The following is a 22,842-nucleotide window of genomic DNA, read 5'->3' as shown; positions in this document are numbered from 1 at the left end:
TCTTTCCCATTTTAAGACTGAAGTTTATTATACTAAAATCCTTAATATAATCAAGGGTTAGATCCCACCCTAGAACAGCGATAGAAAGTTGTCATTGCGAGCGAAGCGAACCCAAGACCAGCGATAGACTTCGCACCCACTTATTAATCATGTCATTGCGAGCACCGAAGGGTGCGTGGCAATCTTATCGTAAAATCTTGAGATTGCTTCACTTTGTTCGCAATGACAGCTTTCTAACTCTGTTCTTGGGTAGATTCCCCCGGAACGGCGATAGAAGGTGTCATTGCAAGCGAAGCGAAGGCAATCCCGCTCTGTTGTACGACGATTGCCACGGCACCCTTTGGGCGCTCGCAATGACAAGTAAATTAAGCGGTTAGCATGTCTATCGCTGTTCCTGGGTTCATCATGGGAAAACATCCTTTGCGCATCGAATCCCGAAATCAGGTTGGGCAATACTGGGTAAAACAGGGAAGCGGTGTGTTGTACGGGCGAACGGAGTCGCGGATTCACTCCAGGTTCCCCCGCGCAGGATTTTAAATTTTTTCCCAAAAGCCGTTCTTTTCAGCGTATTGCCCGGATAAGGTTCGTACCAGGAAGAGGTCCATTCCATCACATTTCCAGCCATATCATGCACCCCATAGGGCGACACATCGCCCTGGAAAGTCTCAGGGGGAACCACTTTTTTTAAACCTGATTCCAGGGTATTGGTTCTTTCTTTGTAAAAATCGTTTCCCCATGGCCATCTTCTCCCATCAGCGCCACGAGCGGCTTTTTCCCATTCTTCTTCTGTTGGCAATCTCTTCCCCTTCCATTCGCAATAAGCTTCGGCATCGAAATAGGAGACATCGCTCAGCGTTTCTTGATCCGGGGGTTTTGAAAAACCCGGATCAGTCCAGATACAAGGTTCCTGGTGACGGGTTTGTTGTACAAATTGACGGTACTCACCCACTGTCACTTCATTCTGATCAATATAGAAGCTTTTAAGGGATATCCGATGTCTTGGAATTTGATCCACCCCCACATCGATTCCTTCAATTCCATCTTCAGAGGAGGCTCCCAGAGTAAAAGACCCTGAAGGAATTAAAACCATTCCAGCCGGAAAATCCGCCTTGACATGCTTCAAAAAATTTCCCCAACAAACGAGCAGTAAAACCAGGAAAAACATTCCTATTTTCATGAGGCCTCCTTCACGCATCTAAATCCGATAGACCGGTGTCTTTTTTCCGCCCTGACGGCATAACTTCGATGACTGGTCCTGCTAAAGGGATGAGCTGGAAGCGTCCATCCACCGCCTCTGATCACTTTAAATTTTTCTCCGAAAGCCGTTCTTTGCAAATCATTACCGGGATAAGGTTTATACCAAGATGAGGTCCATTCGGCAAGATTGCCGCACATATCCATGACGCCGTAGGGAGAAGCGCCGCCCGAAAAACTTCCAACGGTCGTTGTCCAATTTAACTGACTTTCATCTGTGTTACATTTCTTTGGATCAAAAACATTCCCCCAGGGCCATTTTCGCCCGTCGGTTCCACGTGCTGCCTTTTCCCACTCTTCTTCGGTTGGGAGCCTTTTTCCGCGCCAGGCGCAGTAAGCGGAAGCGTCTTCAAAATCGACGTAACTGACGGGATAATTTTCCTGGCCTTCCGGGGGATGTCCTTTTTGCCACTGATAGTAGTCAGGAAAACGGGGCTCTGAAGGGACCCGATGCTTTGTCGCCTGGATAAACCCTTCATATTGTTGAATGGTCACTTCAAAACGATCAATGTAATAATCGGGAAGAACCACCTGATGCCTTGGGACTTCATCTACCCCCACATCTATGCCGACAATACCATCCCGCTCATCGCTCCCCATGATAAATGGGCCCGCGGGAATTTTAACCATTTTCTCTTCTTCTCCCGCACCCATTCCGATTTTCCTGTCAAAAAAATATTCGAATGTCAAAAAACTCCCCAGAAGAAAAAATAAAACAATCCAGACCTGTTTTTTAAAATGGCGGTTCATTTAAAACTTCTGAACCGATTTTATTAAAAACTTTTTTAACGAACGCGTGCTTGAATATTCAATTGCTCCTGTCCCATCCACCGGCGTCTCCTGGCCGGTATCAGAATCAATGAGTATCAATGAGGCCTGGTTCATTCCCGACGCAAATGGAACCTGTTTCCATTCCAGAACCACTTTTTTACCTTCAGGGGCCTTAACGATCAAATTCCACTCCTGGACAGGTCTTAAAGATCGAATATCCCACCAGAGAGGAGGGGTCTTTTCAATTTGATTATCAAAATAGGCGTCAAACAAACCGTTTAACATCGCCTGCGTATCCATGGGATCCATCCCATCTTGACCCTCTTTCCACAAACCGATCCGAAGATCTTTTTTAAGAAGGACATGATCAACCTCTGTTTTCACCGTGAACAAAAGGGTTGTATCTCCACTCCAAACGTCATCAGGGAAAATCAAGGTCAATATCACTAAACAGAAAAAAAAGAAGCCTTTCATGGACATCCTCCGCTATCGACATAAACCAAAGTATAGGCCGCATCATTTAAAAGAACCTGAAACCAGTACCCATTCCATGGATCAAGGTCAGCCGGCGGATTAGCCGGCGGATTTAATATATCAACGTATCTCTCTGCGCTATATTGAGTTCCGTCGAAGGAATAAATTGACGCGTCGACCCACCCGCCGCTCACAGCATCCATAAAAGGAACAGAGGCCGATGTTCCCTTCTTGATACAGGTATCCTTTAAGAAGATAGGATGAAGATAAGGATTCCCGATCATGTTCCATCCTGTTTGCAAAGGAATCATCACATTAGGAGAGTTTTCAGGAGTCCCTAAAGAATTTCCCAGCGTGTCCGAGGCCTTCAGAATGCTATTGTTACCGGGAGAATAAAGAAAATAACCGTTCCCTCCGGATACCATGGCAGGAATAGAATAAAAGCCATTATTCCATTGATAAACCGTAACCGGTTTTGACACATCATTTCCAAAAACAGACGCGGGATCATTCGTTCCATTTAACCGGTAAGGAACGCTGACTAAATTGTACCCTGATCGTAAGGCCGTATGTCCCGGGCAGTTGACACAGGTTGATAAGAAAGACCTGTTGCTAGCCTTATCAACGGCCTTGACGGCAAAATAGTAAATCGTATTTGAGTTTAAACCCGCAAGGGTAAACAGTTCATGATGCCCGGAAGGACCCGGCAGGGGTGGCTGGGTAACCTGACCGGCATTTTTAAATTCAATCTGCCGATCTTGAACAAAGGCGGCTCCATCTTCAACAATTGGAAGTTCAGAATACCGGATGTCATATTGATAGGCTGTTCCTGCTGTTCCATTGTCACCGGTCGCCGTCCAGGAGAGGGTCACCGAGGTTGAGTTAATCCCGCTGGTAACGACGAAAAGATCAGAAATTGCGGCAGGAGGCGAGGTGTCAGTCAGAGGCAGGGTCGTGCCGGAGACAATATTTGAAATGGCCGAAACGATTCCGGACGAATTAACGGCCTTTATCGCGAAATAGTAGATCTGACCTGTGGTATTGTTTGAAAGAAGATTGCCAACCGTAAACGACTGAACACTTCCGGCAGATGCCGGGGATAAGAGATTTAACACCTGAAACGCGGTATCAAAGTTGACCGAGGTAATCGGGTTGGCTGAAATTCTTAGATCATACCGCATCGCGGCGCCGATTTGTCCGTTGTTCCCGGGCGCGGTCCAATGAAGAGTCAGCGCATTAGAGGTAGTGTTTGAGACGACCATATCTGAAATAGCGGCGGGCGGTGTTAAATTAACCACGCCGCCATTATTGACCAATACAGGGCTGTTTGAATTAATCGGAGAAATATTTGCCGGGTTTCCCGCGCACCGAAACGTGATGATGTCCATGGCCTGCGTTCCACACGCTTTAATGGCAAAATAAGTCAGAGTTCCTTGAGGGAGTCCCACAAAATCAAAAAATTCACGTGTCCCTGCCGCATGAGGAACGGAAAGGCCATTCCGTCCGGTGCCATCTGTCGCAAGAACAGGGGTTGCCGTATTAAATGAACTGTCATTGGTAATCGGGGCGCCGGACCACCGAAGATCGTAGGCCGCCGCTGTACCGATTGAACCTGTGTTTCCAGGAGCTGTCCAGGTGAGTTGAACATTATTATTCGTCAGCGAACCGGAAACTACCGTCAGATCGGATATCGGTCCGGGTGCGGTTATCCCTGTTCCCACGGTCCCCGAAGCGGAGGTTGCAATAAAAACGGAAGGATTCGCGGGTGAAAGAGAAGAAATATTTCCGGCTCTGTCTGTTGCTTTAACCGCAAAATAATAGGTTGTCGAAGGGTTTAAATTGGTGACGGTAAAAGTCTCCGTAAAGGTCAGCGAAGTTCCGACCGCAAACGGAGTCGCAGAAATGGTTATTTTTTGCGCCAGAGGAATGGCCGCGTAGTTCAACTCCGTATTGATCGGGCTGGTGGAATAAGCGACGGTATAAGTTGCCGCACGGCCCAGGTCCCCATCATCCCCTGAAGCCAGCCATTGCAGAGACACAGAAGAGCTTGAAACCCCCGTATAGGTTAAGGTTGAAATGGGAGAAGGAGGCGTGGCGTCCGGATCAAAAGCCGTCATTAAAGATTCTCCGAATGAGGTATATGTTTGAAAACCAATCGTCGATTGAAGCGAACCTGAAGAGGCGGTGCTAAGAACTTCCTTATCGGTCCAGGCTTCATGATGCCACCCGTACTGGTGATTGTGGAGTATGCTCAGGTCGCTCACAGGGTTTTGAACGGTACTGAGGGGAGAAAAAGCAACCACACATTCCGTGGCATTCGCGCTCGACGGAACAAATTGGTCTATGGGATGTCCGATCACGCCAAGAAAAAGGTCATTTGAGGAGGAATCGGAAGATAACTGGATCCACCGGGGAACCAGATCACTCCCCACCAGGGGAACCTGCTGATCCACCAACCACCCGTCGGTTGAATTCCATTTCCGAAAACGGGTTCCGTAATAAAATTTAGTCGCCGCCGAAGAGGCGCTAAAATAATTACAGACGTTGACCGACCTGGGAGAACCAAAAACAGTTAATAACTGGCCCGAGTCTTTTTCCCAGGCAAGATCAAACGTTCTTCCCACATTAAAAAAGTTATCCTTTTGATCGGATTGATAAAGAAGATCAATACTCCCAACGGCAGGAGAATCGATCTGACTTTTAACCTCAAAGGCATCGATCGGGACGGGGGGAGCCATTCCTATGGTAATCGGCCCGAATTGTTCCGCGCCATAAAGTCCATAAAATCTGGAAGGGGTTTGCGTCCATGGCGCGGCCGCGGCAAAAGAGGAGGGCCATGTCCCATAAGAAAGGTTCATCTGCACCGACTTGGCCTGAGTGCCGGAAACCGAACTATCGGTATAGGTCAAAGCATTTCCATTCCCGTTGGTGTTGACCATGATCCAGTAACTGTTTCCTTTTGTCAATAGAATGCCGGGAACAGTGATTTGATTAATCCACGTATTATCCGTCGATCCCGGGAAACAGGTTCCTGTCACAGGCGCCATGGGTCCCAACAAATTTCCGGGAACGCCGCCATTATCCGAATAAAGCGCGATTTGAAAATTTCGGCGGGTTGAAACAGGATCACAGGTTTTTAAAAAAACCGACAAAGCTTTAATAGTCGTATTGTTTTTAACCTTGAAAAGGGAACCTGTCACTCTATTTGAAGTGCTGAATGAATCGGTAATCGCGGCCCCGGGAAACGATGGACTATTCTTTGACCCGCTGGGTTCTATTCTTAATTGATGGGTTGAATTCGTCAAATTGCTTAAGGAAAAAAGAATTCTTCTCCGAACCGGGCTTAAAGAATAGAAATCAATACTCCCCTTAATCTGGTTATCCAAGTAAATGTCCGCGATTCCAAGACCTTTATTCTTCTGCCCGATGATATTGATTTCTGTCCCTGAGAAAGTCAATTCTCCAAAATCAGAAACCACCTGGGAGACTTTTTCGGTTACCACCGAACCGGGCGGAACGGTTGAACTGGCACTCCATTCACCTGTTAAACTAAAGGAAGGAGATGCCGTATCCATCCTGGAAACAGGAGACCCCCAACTTGCGCCATTCCATATCTGAATGTAATATTGGCCATCGAGGGTTCCGGTTCCCATTGCGATCTGGTTAGAATTAGAATCCCCCGACAATTTAAAATAAATCAACCCCGTCAGGGAATCGGCGGCGGCCTGGTTAGCCGTTGCCTGCGCCGACCATTGAACCCCATTCCATATCATGTAGGATGGGGTTGGATTACCGACAGATCCCCACGCCAAGAACGCTCGTCCGGAGCGATTTTCATAAGCAATATCAAAAGACTGTCCTATAACTGGGGGAGTACAGGTTGAACAGAGATTGATATTGGAGGCCGGAAGGATGACGACCTGCTCATTACCGAAAGAGGTTCCGTTCCAGATCAACGCATGTATCACACCATTTGTAACAGAGCTATCCGGATTAACATTTCCGGTCAGGTAAACCAGGACAATTTCGTTACTTTTAGGATTGGGTTCAAGACGTACCCACAAAGGAGTTCCCGTCGGACTTCCCGGAACCGTTCCTGACGTCCAGGTTAGACCATTCCAGATTTGATATTGTGGCGCTGAATTTCCTGACATGCCATACACCGCCAGGCCTTTTCCAGACAAACTTTCGTATGCGATGTCAAAGGAACGTGAAAAAGCTGCCGAAGGGGTCACATTGGGAGGAGAAGATCCCCAGGAAGTCCCGTTCCAGACTTGCAGAGTCAAAGAAACATTACTGATCGACCCTGAAATTTTTTCAGGGGTTCCTGATTTTGGACTAGGCCGGATCACTTCCCATAATACGGGACTGGCGGGAGTTGCGGATGTCGAATTTTCAGTAGCCCAGGGCGAATATCCATTCCATTTTCGATAGAAAGAAAAAGGAGAAAGCGTTGTGCCGTATACCGTCAACGCGGGATTGGTTATGGTCCCGAATTTGACAAAATCAACAACAGTGAAACATCCTTTCCCCCCGTCAGGATTTAAGACACAGATTTCTCTTAATCCAAGCCCGGCAGTAGGATCAATTGAGATATTTGCTCCAAGACTATTGTTTGTTAAAAAACTACTGCTGCTCACGGATATATCAGGAACCACATGGAACGCGTATCTTCTTCCAGGAAAGGTTGTCCATCCAGTACCGCCGGTTGCCGGCCATGGATTGGAAAATGGCGCTGGATATCGTTTGGCGCTTGTTTCTGTCGTTCCTTCGTCATAGGTTAACGTCGTTAGAGGCCCGCTGACATTGACAAGGATCCAATATTTTCCGGCTGGAAGCTGGGTTGGCGGGATCGAAATCGTGTTAAAAGAACCCGGGAGAAGCGTCTGAGAGGATGTTGTTAAAACCCGGTTTCCCGGCGTTCCATTATTGTCGTCATAGATGGCCGCCTGCCCAAACGGACTACCTGAATCGACCGTGTTGACAAAGAAGGAAATTCCGATCATATGAGAGATCGCGGTCGTTATGAATTGTGTTCCGGTGAATTGATTGGAGTCAGGACCATCGGTATTACAGGGAGCCGGCGCAAAACAGGAGGATTGCCCTAATGGTCTTAGATTGGTCACACCAAAAAAAGAATAGCGAGTTTGCGGAATTAAAGTCGTCGCCGGAAGAAACATAGCCGGCCATGCTGATGTATAGGTCAGGGGCGACTGAACGCTGTTGGCCACAACCCCTCCCCCGGAATCATAAGCAAAGGTCGTTCCCGCACCCTTGGCATTTGCCATGATCCAGTAGGTTCCAGCGGAAAGGGCTACCCCAAAATTTCCAACCTGAAATCGATTAAAGCTGTTAGGAATCAGACTGGTATTGGAGATGTTGAGGGCGCCTATCTTCGAATTTCCCGGTGTTCCGCCTGCTCCGGAATTGTCATAAATGGCCATAGTGGCTGACGGTAAAAGAGGGTCAACCGTTTTAACATAGGCATAAAGATAACGAATTTGAGTATTCACACCTACGGTGAGACTATCGCTCCCTGTCGCCTCATCCTGATAAATTCCGGAACTATTTGTTCCTGTCTGGGCACTCCCAACCACCGGGTAATAGGAAAGGTAAATTCCGTACCGGATCCCTGGACGCTGTCTCCATGTTGTTAGAAGACCTCCTGTCGCCGGCCACGACCCATAAGTCTGGTCTTTGGAAATTCCCGCGCAGGGCGTCGCGGGAATTAGAGAAAATCCATCAATCGTACAATTTGCCACATTTTGTTCACTCACGATAAGAGTCTGCACTCCGTTGACATTAAACAATACCCAATAACTGGCAGGAGCGGGTAAAATAACCGGCGCGCTTAAATTAAAATCGAAAAAATTCGGGGGACTGCCATCGGGCAGGGGCGATGGGGTTAATTCGAGGATTTCTCTGGAAGCTAACAAGGTGCCGGGTACCCCTCCGTTATCTGTGTAGATCGCAACCTGGCCGCTTTTTTTACCCTGGGTCGAATCGACCAGAGAAACTCCTATTTCAATTCGGCTTAAAACAACCGCGGGTGAAGTTTCCGCTGAAATGTAAAAACGATTCCCGGTCATCTTGTTCTGGTAAAGCGAAGAAGAAATAGTTCCGGATGATTGCGAACCAAGGGTGTTTGACCCATCGGTCAGAATAATGGCGGCTCCGGGTTTAAAATCATTTCCAGATAGCAGAATGGGAACCTCTTTCGACCCCTGGATAAGCCCTCCCGGTGTCACGCTCAAAATCGTGGGGCCATAATTAACCGTAAAAAGACCGGGAGAAATATAACTCTGCCCCCCTGAAACTAAATCGGTAATAACGACTCCTCTGGTTCCCACAACCGCGTTCGGGGAGACGTCAACTTGAATGGACACCTGATCCGGAGAGAGCATGGTTTGACTCGTCACATTGATATCGGAACTATTTCCGGAAAATGAGACCGCAAAACTGGCCGGGAATCGATATCCGGATAGAACTAAAGTCTGATTGGCCGCCCCCTGCCCCCTGCTGTTTGGAATCACGGAATAAATCGTCGGAGAATTCGAAAGACTGGCATTGATCGTGACCATTCCTTTGCCAATGACATTGGACCTGTCGGAATTGGTGATCGTCAAATCGTAAACGCCCGGAATGGCGTTTAAACTTATGGATCCTGTCGCGGTTACGGTGTCCACTCCACCCAAATGCGCAACGGTCGTGGAGCCGGTAAAACCAGGGAATGTAACGACCGCGCCGTTTTGGATGAATGTCCCCGAAACGGATAAGTTGACAGCGCTCCCCTGCGTGAAAGTGAATGCGGAAGTCGTGGCGGAAATCGTAGGAAAACTTTTAAAATAATTGATACCCACAGGAGTAACCAGAGAAAAAAATGCGCCCGCCGTCTGGTTTGTAAACTCTGTCCAGGAAGAAGTGTTTCCATCCCAGCGAATAGTAAAAAGTTGATCTGAAAAATGATTATTATAGGGGCTGTCCGTTGTTTTCATTGCCCCCAAAATATCCCCCGTTCTTGGATCAGAATCAAATTGAAGGGAACCAAATAGAGGATAATTAGTTCCTGAAGCATCGGCAGGAACGGCGGTGATGAAGGTGTCGGTCGAATCCCACCCTGACGCCGGCACCCAGGACTGATAACGAAGGCCTCCAAAACCGGTCACACCATCATAGAAATCGGCATAAACGGCAAACAGCCTGTTTGCCGGCGCTGTTTTCCAGATTAAATCAAAATTGGTCTGATCAAAGCCGGGGAAAAGAGCATTTAAGCGATTACTCAACAATATTACCCCCATTAAATTACCGGGATAAGAATTAGGAGGCGGCCAGGTTGTTCCATCCCATATTTGAACCTTCAAGATACCGGTAGAACCATTCTCTAATGTGGCCAGTGCGATCTTATTGGAAGCAGGATCGGAAACCAACTTGATGGAGAATAAATTCGTCGTGGCAGTACTTCCTGTTGGAGCCGGATTCGGAACTGTCAAAACACAGGTCGAGGTCGTTCCACTCCAGAGGCACGATTTGGGTGTTCCATTATTGACTTCTAACCAGGCGAGCATCCCCTGCTTGCCGATCTGGCTATAGGCAAGATCAAACGGGGTTGAATCGGCGCGGGTTGCTGTCGATACCTGATATTCGGGAGAAAAGGCGCCCGTATTTCCATTCGCGCTACCGTTCCAAGACCGCAGATAAAGGTTTCCCTTATCATCCTGATAAGCAAGGAGAATCTCATTTTTGGTGCTATCCGGATTGGACAGCAATTTTGCTCTGGCAAGAAATGTGGAATTATTCGAATCCGTCGGATTGATGGCAGTCAAAAGGGTAATCGGGTTTCCCCAGCAGGGGGGGGAAGAATTTCCATTGACCGAAGGGTCACACGGCGTGACAGCAACGCTCTGAAAAAATCGACGACCATAAACCCCAAGATACGTTCCATAGACGATGAGTCCGTTCCCCGATTGTGATTCAAAGGCCACATCAAAATTTTTACTCGAAATTGAACTGGAAAAATCGGTAATGAGCAACGGATGGCTCCACGTCCCCTGGTCCAGGACTTGAAATTCTATATAGGGATAAATCAGGTGCGCGGCCATTTGTTGTAATTGAAAAGGATGCGATTTAAGAACCAGCGCCTGGGGCATATAATAACTTTGAGAGTTTTGAACCAGGTTGCCCTCTTGTGACCATATCCCGTTCCAGAACAAGTTATAAGGAACTCTGTTTCCGATGCCGGCCCGGGGATCCTCATAGACGGTGATGGCGGGGGTTTTTGATCCAAAAAAAGGTTGAATTGAAAAGCCGGACGCGACCGTAGAGACTCCGCCATCCGGATTCGTCAGCGTCACGCCCACTCGAGACGGCATTACATTTTGAGAGACAATGATGTTCGCGATTGCCTCTGTTCCAGGTCCATTGACCGTAAAAGCATTGACCGTCAGACCGGGGACAGAAAATGAAAGATTGGCTCCGTTTTGAATCCCCGATCCATTGATTGTTAAATCAAACGTCATCCCTTGCGTCACGGTTAATGGATTAGTCACTAAAGGTAAAGTCATCACGGGAGAGGGATTAATGATAAGCGTTTTTGTCGCGCTGCTTCCGTCTCCATTGGGAGGCAGGGGATTGGTAAAAGTCAGAACCACCTGCGAAGGTGTCGTAGATCCAGCCTGAACGTTCACATAGATAAATACGTTAGAGCTGGTAAAAGTCGTTGAACTCGTCGACACAAATTGAACATTGGACGGAATAACCCCGGAAGGACATAAATTTTGAAACGGACTCCGTGCGGGATCATTCGGAGAGGTTACAGAGGGATCCGAGAAAGTCACTTTGACTCCACACTGAAACCCCGATCCGTAGATCGCGATATTTTTACCAACGGCGCCCTTTCCCACGCTGGAAGGATTTAGACTGACAGCCTGAAGAGCCGCGGCAACCTCATCCGGATTTATGAGCCCGGTCAACAAAATCCAGGCGACTCCATAGATAAATATTTTATTCAAATTCTGACTTACTGAACGATTTTGTTTTTGGATTTTTTTCATATTTTTTGGTTCTATCCAGCTTTTGGCCCGCCCGCGCACCAGGCCTGCCCGCCTCCTCCGGCTGTGTTTCGTCCGTAGTGGCAGGTATTCATAATTTCATTGTGACATCGTAAAAAACATTGGAATTGTTTGTTAACCGCATCATAGGCCCAGCGGGGTTTAGAAGCCACGGTTCCCTCTGCTTGAGGACCGAAATTAATTAAATGAGTGTCAACTATTCCGTCAACGAGGCCATCCTCTCCATCGGGAGGTAAACAGGGATAGGTCGTTCCTGAAGCAACTCCGTTACAAAGGGCGACATCGACATCCGCGATATGGCCCCGGCCATCTCCATATTGGGTATTTTGCGCTTCTACGTTACTATGGACATTATAGTGACACTCATGGCACATGGCGCCGGTCCATTGGAGGTGATACATGTGAAGATTTCCGTTCCAATGCGTATCTCCCCCCTGGAAGACATCCCCAAAAAAATTAGTCCAGGAAGAGTCCGTGTGATTGGCTCCCGGTTCGGAGGGGTCAAACGCCCGCCGGTCATGGCATTGGAAACAAAGCAAAAAGTTGTCAAAATACGACCGGGTCGCCAAATCCGCATTGACAGCGCCGTTCCCGTCGCTGGTGGTACAGCCAATTCCACCACTGGGTCCGTTTCCATTCGGCGGGCTTCCTTCAAAACATCGGGTTGGATTTTGAATATCGGTATTGTACCGGTTGCGCAATATCCGAATGAAGGTCGAACCATGGGGGCCAACCGGTTCATATGGACTTAATGTCGGCTTGATGGCTAAAAAGTTGGACAGGGTATCCGTTGCTCTTAAATTTGACTCGGTCACGGGTCCCTTAACAAGACTGGTTTTTTCGCTGTTATGGCAATCGGTGCATTGAATCGTCACATTTTTTAACGCAGTGACCGGATTGGCACAATTTAAATGAAAGGCTTCTGTGAGCTGTTTACAGATTTGAGATGTCCCGTTTCTTCCTGCCGCGCCAACGGGATGAAAAGAGGCATTCACAAACTGTTGGGAATGGTCCGGAGCCGTATCCGGGGTGTTGGGATTAAATTCTTTTCGTTTGTTGCTGAACCCTCTTAAACTGAAATCAGCGTTTGCGGGCCTGAAATCCCTTGGGTCAGACCGCATGAACGTATCATCGGGAAAACGGTCTCCATTAAAAATATTGGTGTAGCTGTTTCCATGGCACCGGAAACAGACCTCATAAACATAAGGCTCCCGGTCATTTCCCGGAACGCCATGTCCTACCACAAGACCATTGAGGTCGATCCCCTTCATCCCTTTGAGCCGGTTTCCGGGTTCCACCTGATGGGGATTATGGCAATCGGTACATGTGACATGGGGAATTTTGTCCGGACCCAGAGACCCCGGCGTAAATTCGTTGTTTGCCGGCGGCGCCGGACTCCCTAATTCCACCCCTTCCTGGGGTCTTGCCACAAATTCAGGCTCATGCTTTCCCCCATGTCCAAGGGTTAGATTCATGGCGCTTCCGCATTCTGGAAAATTTCCGGCGCCGATTAAATTCGCCTGAGGGTTCCAGGAAGTATAACAGTTGATGTTACTCGTTGGATTAATATCCTTCGAAAACTGGCTGTTAATATCGGGTGCCACCGTGGAAGTCTGAAAACGAGGATTGCCTGTGCTGGTCGGATCTCCGGCTACCAGCGTGCTTAAGGGATAACTATTGTAGCTATTGACTTGGCCCGAAACAGCCGGTTTGGTATTTGGCGAATGACAAAGAAAACAGGTTTTTTCCGTCGCATCCTGTCCGGTCGCATCGACTCCTTCCCGGTGAATTCTTTTGGCTCCCCGAACGGTATGCGGATCGTGGCAGTTCCGGCAGGCAAACTGTTCGATGGTATGGGTGCCGTCAAAGTCATAAGGGTTGCTCGAATCGGGGTAGGGGTTGTGAAGGGCCTGGCTCACTTGATGAGTGCTCCCGACCCAACCCGGTTTCGCATGGCAATAGAGGCAGATAATCTGCTCCCCGGGATGATTGGCATCATTCTGAAAAATACTGGCCCGCAAAAACTTGGGATAGTCGACCTGATGCGGGTTATGGCACGAGGTACATTGAACCGAATCGTAAACGTTAATGTTATCCCCTGGATATCTCGCCGCCGGAGAGATCGGAGTGTGATCCGTTACGGTGATCCCCGGACCTTTTTGCAGCGGCGCCCCCGGATCAACCAGTTCCGTATCGGTTGCCGCCAGGGCAGAATCAAATAAAAACGAAATAGGATGGGTATTGGTCAAATTCGTCCCTAACCGACGGGTATCTCCGGTGTCTACTCCGCTCCCAAGAGGCATCGTATCAGGAATCGGTGGAATTTGGGAAGAATCAGTGGAATAGACATCCCCCTGTTTATACTGCATGGTATACGGTGTATCCATAAAGCCGCCTGAACCTGGTTTATTGAGCACGCCTCCCAGGGCGACGGTCCCGTCATGACAGGAAAGACAAAGTCTCGAATAACCGGTGGGGGCTCCTCGATTCAATTTCCCTTCGAACGACTTACTCCAGACCTGATCATACAACGTGTATGAGGCAGAGGAGAGTTGCCGGTTCCAAATCGGCGCTTGAATTGAAGTTGCCGCGGCAAGGTTCGCCCCATGCGGGGTATGACAGAAGACACAGATTTCATTGGTTTGAGGCGTAAAAACACGCCTTGGATCGGCTCCCGCCGTCCCTTTAGGAAAAATCTCAGGATGTTTGGTGACGTCAGGAGGATTGGCCGAAAGATTGTGACGGGTATTGGTAATATCCTCATGTTTGGTCGGTGGAGCTCCCGGCGGAGGAGCGATCTGGCCCATCACCGGAACAATGAGAAGGATAACGATGATTAAAAAGAGATCTCTTTTCCGGCCCATTATTTCGAACCTCCGTTAAACGAAGGAACCGGTCCCAAGAGTTGAAAGACCTGAACTCTTTTGTTATAAGAGTCCGCGACATAAATCTTTTCTCCCTCCACTCCTTCTTGCACGGCAATCCCGGCAGGAAGCCAGAACTCCCCCTCACGGTTTCCAGCTTTGCCAAAATTCATCAAGAACTCCCCTTTACTATTAAACATCTGAACCGTATCATATAACCCATCCACGGCGAAAAGAATCCCGTTCGAATCGACGGCAATCCCCTTAAGTTTGGAAAAGTTTCCAATCTGGGAACCAACTGAACCGATTTGCCTGATAAATTTTCCTTCAGGTGAAAATTGTTGAATCCGGAAATTCATAGAGTCTGAAACAAAAATATCGCCGCTGACAGGGTGGACGGCAATATGGGTCGGAAAATTAAACTCTCCCTCTCCAATCCCCCTTTTACCGATTTCAAAAAGCTTTTCTCCGGACAAATTAAGGGCCAAAATATGGTGTTCCGCGGTATCGACCGCGTAGAGTACCGACCTTTTCGGATCCAGACCGATCCCAGTCGGCCTCTTCATCGTGCCGCCCAGCGTCTTAAGAAATTTTCCCTCCGGATTAAACTTAAAAATTCGGCCGAGTTCGGAATCGGCCACATAAAGATTCCCCTGGTTGTCCAGGGTGAGACCGATCGGACTCCTCAATATGCCGCCGGGTATTTTAAAAACCTGCCGGTATACTTTTCCGGAAAAATCAAACAGGTGAACCACCTGCAGATCAGAGTCTGAGACATAAATTTTTCCCGACGGACTGGCAAAAACTCCATAAGGATGAATCAAGCGAGGGGTTTCTTCTTCTCCGAAGATAAAAGCGACCGCTTTTTTAAAAAAACCCTTTTTAGGTAAAACTTCCCTGGCGTCTTGAATTGTTTTCACGTACTTTATTCTGGGCGGATCAGGAGGAAGCGGCCAGGTTAAATTAATCTCCTCCCCCTTCTGGACGGATTTTTCTGTTGCGCATCCCACCAGACCTAAAACAATTAAAAAAGTCAGACTTGAAAGTAATACCATCTTCATTCCTGTTAAAAAGACCTTATCGCCCTCACTAAAAATTGCTGGCTGACCGAGTTAATGGATCCGATATCATTTCGCAGATATTGATAATCGGTACTTAACGTCAGACGCCCTAGTTGATGACTTAACCGGGTCTGCCCTTCAAAAGTTTTTTGGGCCGGAGCGCTTTTCCAATCATTAACCGACTCTTTTACGCTAAAGGTCCACAGGCCATTGATCCAGGGTCTAATGTTCCCTAAAAAGTCAACCGATGCCGCAGTCAGGCTGTTTCCATAAAGCCCCGACGGGTATTCGGTATGCGAGAGGTCTCCTAAAAGGGTAAACACCGTTAAAAACTGGTAACTCCCATGTAGTTCTTCCGAAAGGGTTTTCCCATCGACCCCAAAACCTGACACATCTATGTAGGTTAAATTTCCATTCAAAATCAAGAAATCGTTATAAAATATCATGTTTCTGATCTGTTTATCGGCCAGCGCCGTCAGACGTAATTCGTTCTGGTCATCCGACCGGGAAGGAACGGTCCGATGAATCTTCGTTAAAGTGCCATTTACCCCGACATGAATGATTTCGGTTTGGGTGTTATCAATCCCGGCTGATAGGGTATTCGTAAGGTCCCTCGAATCCCCCACCGTGTCATTATGATTTTGACTGATGCTTCCTCCGTACCCGGCGTTGACCCTTAAGAGAGGAAGGACTTTAAAATAGTTGGCGGACCAGTTCGCCTGGCCAAAATAGTTTTTCGACGACACCCCGCCTCCCGTAAGTTTAGTCGCTCCCGCTCCCAATCCGCCGGTTAACGTCAACCCAAAAAAAGGACGGTAATTGAGGCCTGTATTCGCGAAAATTGAGTCGGTCCGGCTGTTTCCCGTGTCAAATCTTGTATACTGGGCGCTGTTAAATAGATCCAGCTTTGAAGTGGGGTGAAGGTTCAACCCGCCGCTGACCAGATACCGTTTGAAATCCAAACTGCCGGGCGATTCGATGAAGTCAAAACGGAGATTTCCATCCCAAAACCGATTTGGCAAATAAAATAAATTTAAACCCAGCGCGTTTTCCTGATAAAAATTAAATCCCTGTACCGTGCCCCCTCGATTGGTGTAATTGGCATAAGCCCCTAACGTTAACGCCCGGGTCACCGCGCCGTTAAGATTAAGATTAATTCCATGCCCCCAGTTGGTCTCTCCATTTTCGTCTTTGCTCTGATTATAAAGATAGCGGGCATTCACATTAAAACTCCGCCACCTCCCGCCTGAATCGATCGATAAAACATCGGTTTCACTGGTCGGAAAAAGACCGGAACGATCACTGGTATAAGTCGTATGCGTTCCATTAACCGCTATGCGCGGCAGATAAATAGGGGTAAAAAGCCAGGCAAATCCATAGGTCGTGATCGTGTCGTGTGTGGTCAAGTCAAACTGGTTTTCCCGCTCCGATTTCTGGGCAAAAAGGGCCAAGGGAGAAAACCGCGGAAAAAGCGACAGATTTAAATTATAATCTTTCAGGGTATACCGGCGCGATTCCTCTTTGGGTCCTGATTGTGTGGTTTGATCGTCTGCCCACCCGACCGCGCCGGAGAAATAACCGAGCCGGGAGTCTATTAAATTTTGGGAATACCGCAAATTGTACCTCTGTTCAATTCCACGAGTTGAGCTTTTGGTCCCATTACTATCAATATCCGAATATAAATAGGCCCCTTCGATGGAACCTGATAATGCCCCATTCATTGCCGCAAAGGCGGCTTCTCTTTCCATTAACTTCATTACGACGATCACCAGGAAAATTCTGAAAAGAAACCTCCAAGGAATTATTTTTTTAAATTGTCGGCCATACGATTGCGTCATGGGCTCTTGGAATCTTCAAATTTCAGAACGTACTATTTTCTAATTTTAATAAATTTTGATGACGGCTGGACTCTTTAAATCACCTATCCATTCTCTTGTTCTTTTATCTACCTTTTCCTGAACTAACTTTTTCTTGATTTTCTCTTGATTGATTTCCCTAAATGGAAAAGGTTCGGGCGGTATCTTTTCCGCCACCTGAATGAGTGAAAATCCATACAGGGTTTGAATCGGACCGCTCACCTCTTTTTCTTTCAAGGTAAACGCCACCTGGTCAAATTCCGCCATCGCCATTTTCCCTTTATATTGAATTCTTAAATCTCCCCCAAAATATTTTGACTCGGGGTCGGAATATTTCTGAACCAGACTTTCAAAATCTTCCCCATTTTTTACCCGCTCGGAAAGTTCCAGCGCCTTCTCATATCCCCTCTTCCACCCCTCGTTAAAGCTTGAAGGGTCGACACTCACCAGAAGATGCCGGAGACGGACCCCTTCCGGTTTCATAAACTCTTCCTGATGCTTCTCGAAATAAGCTTTAATCTCCTCTTCCTGAACCAGAGCCTTGTCATAAACTTCCTTTTTAACCAGGTCATTGGGATCGACCCCCTCTTTTTTTGCCTTTTGCGTGACAAGCTCCCGGGCAATTAAGGTGTCCAAAACCTCCCTCCTGATCTCTTCCATTCGTTGAGGCGGAAGTTCGCCATGCCCCAGGTTAATTAAGGAGTTCCGCATCTCCTGCTTTAAAGTCACTTCTAAAATCGGAACCCCGTTGACCTCCGCGATGACCTTTTCCCTGTTTTGTTCGGTGGAATTCCCCTTTTTTTCATCTTTATTCTCATCCCCCCGCGAAAACGAAAGACCCGCCTGCCAAAAAAAGAAACCCAGAAAAAAATAAATAACTATTTTTGATGACAGCTTAGACATAAGGCACTGCTTGCATTTCGATCATTCATGTCGATCCCTGGTTGAGAAGGCGTGGGCGCTCTTAAGAAACGGGAATTGTTGACGGTTGTCACATTAATAGGGGCCGTTGACGCGGGTTGCCCCCCCGGCCGGCTGGCTTCATGCGGATTATGACACGAAGCGCATTCAATATAGGCATCATCAGGATTTGTGGGAAAAGTGGAGGGATAAGCCCTTAAACGGTCCCGTTTATCCGTCTGCAAACTTGCGGCATCACGGGTAATCCAAAACACTTTGTTAGATCCCGCCAGATGACCATCCGTCCCCTGAACGGCAATGTTGGTTAAATTGGTTCGGATTTCATTAAATTGGGGATCGGTGGCCGGGATCACCATGCCGACCGGATGGTCATCCGACAAATCGGTGGTTAGATTGGGAAAAGGAGCCGCTCCTCCCGCGTTTCCATTGCTCACACCTGCCGAATCATAAAAGGCAAATCCTCCAATGGTGCTATCTGTTCGATTGCCGGATTTAAAAGTTTTATTGGTCGGGTCCACCCCCCCATTAAGGGTAAAGTTTAATCCGATACTCCCTCCTGGCCCGGTTGCGGTTTTATTCGAAGTAAAAAATCCTCCGGATCCTGGGGCATTGATCAGGGAATCAAAAGCAATTGTACCATCATGGCAGGAAAGACACGCCAGAGAGACCCCTTTTGGCTGTCCCGGATTAGACCCGGCGGCATCGAAATTTGGACTCGTATAAGGCGTATAAGCCCCTGCTACAGGAAGTCTTCTGTTCCATAAGGGAGCTCCTCCACCCGCCACATCGGTTCGCCCACCATGGGGGGTATGGCAGAAGACACAGATATCGCCATTTAAATTAATAGTGCCATTAGATGATGCCAGAATATCAGGATTTGCCGCCAAATTATGTTTGGTATGAGCAATATCTTCAGAAGCATCAACTCCATTAACAGAAAACAAAACAAAAATTAAAATAAAAAAACTTTTGAAAAACCTCAAGTCGCTCATCATGGTTCATCCTTTCCGTAATTTTATAAGCTAAATTCAGAGATTATTTAGGCGTCTGTTGCCGAGTTTTCCACCTCTCTCCTAAATATTGGTAAACATCAATTCGTTTGTTGTATTGATCCGCTACATAAATCTGATCATTCTCATCAATCCAGAGACCCGCCGGCAGATACATCTGGCCGTCTCGTGCTCCGAGATCGCCAAAAAAGAGGAGAAGGCGGCCCTCCTGATCAAAGATTTGAACATTATTAAATGCCGCATCGACGACGTAAATATGGCCTTCACTGTCTACCCCAATTCCTTTCGGTTTTGAAAACTGGCCTAATCCTGTGCCCACACTCCCAAATTTAGATAAAAACCGGCCGTCGGAATCAAAAATCTGGACTCTAAAATTAAAGGTATCCATGACGTAAACTTTTCCATCCGGATCGACGGCCAGGTTGGTCGGAAAATTAAACTGACCATCGTTTACGCCTCTCCCGCCAAAATCGGAGAGGAACCTTCCTTCAAAATCAAAGATGTCGACGTTATGTTTCCGGGTATCGACAACATAAACCCGCCGTAATTTGTCATTTACCGCAATGCCAACCGGTTCTTCAAAAATTTCTTTTCCACCCATGGCCAGGAGGTATTTTCCATTCGGATCATAAACGACGACTCGTTTTCCAACCGTATCGGAAACATAAATATTTCCTGTGAAATCGGTGGTGACCCCCATCGGCCTGCTTAAAATCCCCGGCCCGTCTAACCCGAGGAACATAAACTCTTTCTTCGCGTAATCCATAACCAGAATTTTCCGCCAGGCTGAATCGGCCACATAAACTCTCTGCTTCCGGTCTGCATGGACCGCATAGGGTTTTTGAAGATGGACCGTCGGATCTTTGCCGACCAGGAATTGCATGACCGACTTTCCAAAACTTTCCTTCTCCACCTCTTTAGCCGATTCAATCGTTTTAACAAATTTGATCCGTGGCGGGTCGGGAGGTAACGGCCAAATAATTTCTGTTTTTTGAACAGGCGCTGTCGCGCACCCCACAAACAGGAGGATCGTTATAACTGATCCAATCTGGCAATAATTTTTAATCAACACTTCAATCCTTTTAACATTTTACAGGGCAGGCACAGGGACCTGCCCCTACTATTTCAGGCTGTTCAAAAAGCTTCAGTTGCCAGGCCGCAGGAGGGAGGCAACCCGGAGCGTACACGGTCAGTACGTGAGGATTGCCGACCAACGAGAACGCAGCAAATGAGGCTTTTTCAACAGCCTGCTATTTAACATGGCAGGTTAGACACAACGCGCTATTCTTATTACTCGTTCTCAAGAAGGGGTCCCTTCCTTCCAGGTTTTTTTCATCGGGATTATGGGGATCGTGGCAACTCGCGCACTGCACCTTATTATCTTCAAAGGTCTGAACACCGTTTGGGAACATCATTCCGCCATCCTTTTTAATCAGCGTAGGTTGATTGAACCCTGGATCAATATCCCGATTAGGAAAGGTCATTGAAATAGGATGATCATCCCTTAAATCGCGGGTCAAATACCGGATTGTAGCGTCATGCGCGGCACCGATACCCGTCGCGCCCACACCTCCGTAGGCCCCTTCCAACCGGTTATGGCATTTGCCGCAGCTATCTGAACCAATACCCCCTTCAGGACTCATTTTGTAGTGGACCATCGCATCGAGCCAGCTATGATATTTGGGTTTATTGACAACGGAGTCGACTGCGACACTTCCGTCGTGGCAAGAAAGACAGGCCAGAGAGATCCCGTCAGGAGCGGCCACTTTAGAATCAAAATTCGGGCTGGAGTACATCTGATATCCCGACGGATTGGGAAGATCGCGATTCCATAACGGAGCAACGGGATTGCTGTTATGGGGCGTATGACAATAAATACAGGTTTCACCATATTCGTTAAAAGAACCGCCAGTCATTGGACCTGTAACCGTATTATATCCCCTTTGGTTGAGTGCGTTTAAATCATGGCGGGATCTGATAATGGTCCCCCCTTTTACATCTTTAACGGCCTGAGAAGTAACAAAAACCATTAAAAAAAGTCCTAGCACTATTTGAATAGAGAATCGATCCATAGCACGATAAAAGTTGATAATGCCTAAATTTTATGCAAAAAAAATACCAGCGATATTTCTGTATTTTTTCCTTTAATATCAGCTAGATATGAATAAGAAACCCTTTAAAAATTAGATTATCCCTTTAGAAGCCATTTGTTTTCCACTATTATGGAGAAAAAGACCTATAAATTAGGAACAAAACCCTCTAATTTACTCAGCCCATCCATGGTTCCAAACCACTTAGACCCTCTTTTATCCCGGGTAATCGTGAAAACGGAGTCATCAACTAAACCGTCATTCCGGGTATATTTATTCCATTCTTTCCCATTGAAATATCCCACTCCCCCTTCAGTGCCGATCCAAATTCCGTCATCTGAATCGACGAAAATATCGGCCACAAAATTTCCCGGAAGCCCGTCTTTTGCCGTGAAGTTTTTCCAAACTTTGCCGTCAAACCGTGATAAACCGGCGCCCCAGGTTCCAAACCACTTTGTTCCCTCATGGTCTATCGCCAGGGAGAGAACATAATTGGGGTTATACCCTTCGGCTTCTTTACCGGGGGTTGAGGCATGATGGCGGCTCGCGTTCACAATTTTCTCAAACTCGGGAATATCCTTTAATTCGGCTCCCAGACCTTCTTTATGCGTAAACGTCTGCCAGGTTTTCCCGTCGAAGGAGTTAACGCCGCCTTCGGTTCCGAACCAAAGGGTTCCGGTTTGATCAATTCCCAGGGAATAGACCCAATTGTCTATTAAACCATCTTCTTTGGTGAACTTTTTCCAGACTTTCCCGTCAAATAAACTAACCCCTTTCCACGTCGCTACCCACAAACGCCCTTGCGCATCAAAGACCGTTTTATAAACAAAAGGATCGGCTAAGGTCGGCGCATTATAAATTTTTTTTATCCTCCCTTTAACGCCCCCGCCTATTAAGACCAATCCTCCGCCATGGGTACCGATCCATTTGTTTCCTTCCGGGTCAATATCAATGGAGGTTACATCATTTGAGAGCAATCCGTTTTGGTTGTTAATCTTTTTGACGATTTTCTCCTGCTGGATGTCATAGAGGAGAACCCCCTGTTCAGTTCCCACCCAAATATAATGGTCTTCGAAGGCAATGGCGTGAACGCCGGCGTTAATTTGATAATTGGTCCAGACAGGTTTTACTGAATTTTTACGGTTTAAATTTGAAGACGGGTTTGGAGAGGAGGACGAACAGGAAAGAAAAAAATGAAATATGATCGAAACAAGTAATAAAGAAGATGCGCGCTTCACTTTTTCCCTTTGCCATTAAAAAAAATCGTTGGGAAATTTTACATTTTTTATGAAAAATAAGTCAATCTTTATTATCGATACGAATTGATTCAAGAATGAAAGGTTCAATGAATAAACTTGAGTCTTTTCTTGAGTTGATTTAGGATAAGGTCAAAATGAATTCAAATAACACGTTCAAAATCCTTTTTACAAAACAGGGGTTTACCTATCTGGCAACCCTGGTTACGATTGCGGT

General features: G+C 47.2%; 12 protein-coding genes. All 12 read right to left on the bottom strand.

The genetic code is table 11. From position 1 onward, the window contains the following. Positions 1-403: 403 nt before the first annotated feature. Positions 404-1,177: an SUMF1/EgtB/PvdO family nonheme iron enzyme gene (locus HYR79_04955; GenBank protein ID MBI1821041.1), complete on the bottom strand. Its 774-nt coding sequence runs from the start codon at positions 1,175-1,177 to the stop codon at positions 404-406. Then, positions 1,174-2,004 carry an SUMF1/EgtB/PvdO family nonheme iron enzyme gene (locus tag HYR79_04950; protein MBI1821040.1) on the bottom strand — a complete coding sequence of 277 codons (831 nt, stop codon included), beginning with the start codon at positions 2,002-2,004 and terminating at the stop codon, positions 1,174-1,176. Before HYR79_04950 ends, HYR79_04955 begins: the two co-directional genes overlap by 4 nt. After that, positions 2,005-2,499, bottom strand: coding sequence for a hypothetical protein (locus HYR79_04945; GenBank protein ID MBI1821039.1), 495 nt, complete (start codon positions 2,497-2,499; stop codon positions 2,005-2,007). Further along, positions 2,496-11,549 carry a fibronectin type III domain-containing protein gene (locus HYR79_04940; GenBank protein MBI1821038.1) on the bottom strand — a complete coding sequence of 3,018 codons (9,054 nt, stop codon included), beginning with the start codon at positions 11,547-11,549 and terminating at the stop codon, positions 2,496-2,498. Before HYR79_04940 ends, HYR79_04945 begins: the two co-directional genes overlap by 4 nt. 11 nt (positions 11,550-11,560) lie before the next feature. Continuing rightward, on the bottom strand, positions 11,561-14,431 hold the full coding sequence (locus tag HYR79_04935; protein MBI1821037.1) for a hypothetical protein: 2,871 nt from the start codon (positions 14,429-14,431) through the stop codon (positions 11,561-11,563). Beyond that, complete coding sequence (locus tag HYR79_04930) at positions 14,431-15,486, bottom strand: hypothetical protein (protein MBI1821036.1); 1,056 nt, start codon at positions 15,484-15,486, stop codon at positions 14,431-14,433. The genes HYR79_04935 and HYR79_04930 overlap by 1 nt, the downstream gene beginning before the upstream one ends. Positions 15,487-15,497: 11 nt before the next feature. Beyond that, positions 15,498-17,249 (bottom strand): hypothetical protein, encoded by a 1,752-nt coding sequence (locus tag HYR79_04925; protein MBI1821035.1) that lies wholly within the window; start codon positions 17,247-17,249, stop codon positions 15,498-15,500. A gap of 126 nt (positions 17,250-17,375) precedes the next feature. Next, positions 17,376-18,251 carry a peptidylprolyl isomerase gene (locus HYR79_04920; GenBank protein ID MBI1821034.1) on the bottom strand — a complete coding sequence of 292 codons (876 nt, stop codon included), beginning with the start codon at positions 18,249-18,251 and terminating at the stop codon, positions 17,376-17,378. After that, positions 18,227-19,264 (bottom strand): hypothetical protein, encoded by a 1,038-nt coding sequence (locus tag HYR79_04915; protein MBI1821033.1) that lies wholly within the window; start codon positions 19,262-19,264, stop codon positions 18,227-18,229. The genes HYR79_04920 and HYR79_04915 overlap by 25 nt, the downstream gene beginning before the upstream one ends. Positions 19,265-19,304: 40 nt before the next feature. Further along, positions 19,305-20,348 (bottom strand): 6-bladed beta-propeller, encoded by a 1,044-nt coding sequence (locus HYR79_04910; GenBank protein MBI1821032.1) that lies wholly within the window; start codon positions 20,346-20,348, stop codon positions 19,305-19,307. Between the two features lie 181 nt (positions 20,349-20,529). After that, positions 20,530-21,309 carry a cytochrome c3 family protein gene (locus HYR79_04905; protein ID MBI1821031.1) on the bottom strand — a complete coding sequence of 260 codons (780 nt, stop codon included), beginning with the start codon at positions 21,307-21,309 and terminating at the stop codon, positions 20,530-20,532. Positions 21,310-21,515: 206 nt separating this feature from the next. Next, entirely contained in the window at positions 21,516-22,607 is a 1,092-nt protein-coding gene (locus tag HYR79_04900) for a regulator (GenBank protein MBI1821030.1), read from the bottom strand. Positions 22,608-22,842: the final 235 nt, after the last annotated feature.

It is taken from the genome of Nitrospirota bacterium (genome assembly GCA_016178585.1).
GTDB lineage: Bacteria > Nitrospirota > Nitrospiria > JACQBW01 > JACQBW01 > JACOTA01.
Note: the sequence above shows the minus strand (reverse complement) of the source record. Positions and strands in the feature narration are given on the sequence as shown.

Coding starts and splice junctions, on each gene's coding strand:
- HYR79_04955 (MBI1821041.1), bottom strand. CDS start 1,177: ATGAAAATAGGAATGTTTTTCCTGGTTTTACTGCTCGTTTGTTGGGGA.
- HYR79_04950 (MBI1821040.1), bottom strand. CDS start 2,004: ATGAACCGCCATTTTAAAAAACAGGTCTGGATTGTTTTATTTTTTCTT.
- HYR79_04945 (MBI1821039.1), bottom strand. CDS start 2,499: ATGAAAGGCTTCTTTTTTTTCTGTTTAGTGATATTGACCTTGATTTTC.
- HYR79_04940 (MBI1821038.1), bottom strand. CDS start 11,549: ATGAAAAAAATCCAAAAACAAAATCGTTCAGTAAGTCAGAATTTGAAT.
- HYR79_04935 (MBI1821037.1), bottom strand. CDS start 14,431: ATGGGCCGGAAAAGAGATCTCTTTTTAATCATCGTTATCCTTCTCATT.
- HYR79_04930 (MBI1821036.1), bottom strand. CDS start 15,486: ATGGTATTACTTTCAAGTCTGACTTTTTTAATTGTTTTAGGTCTGGTG.
- HYR79_04925 (MBI1821035.1), bottom strand. CDS start 17,249: ATGAAGTTAATGGAAAGAGAAGCCGCCTTTGCGGCAATGAATGGGGCA.
- HYR79_04920 (MBI1821034.1), bottom strand. CDS start 18,251: ATGTCTAAGCTGTCATCAAAAATAGTTATTTATTTTTTTCTGGGTTTC.
- HYR79_04915 (MBI1821033.1), bottom strand. CDS start 19,264: ATGATGAGCGACTTGAGGTTTTTCAAAAGTTTTTTTATTTTAATTTTT.
- HYR79_04905 (MBI1821031.1), bottom strand. CDS start 21,309: ATGGTTTTTGTTACTTCTCAGGCCGTTAAAGATGTAAAAGGGGGGACC.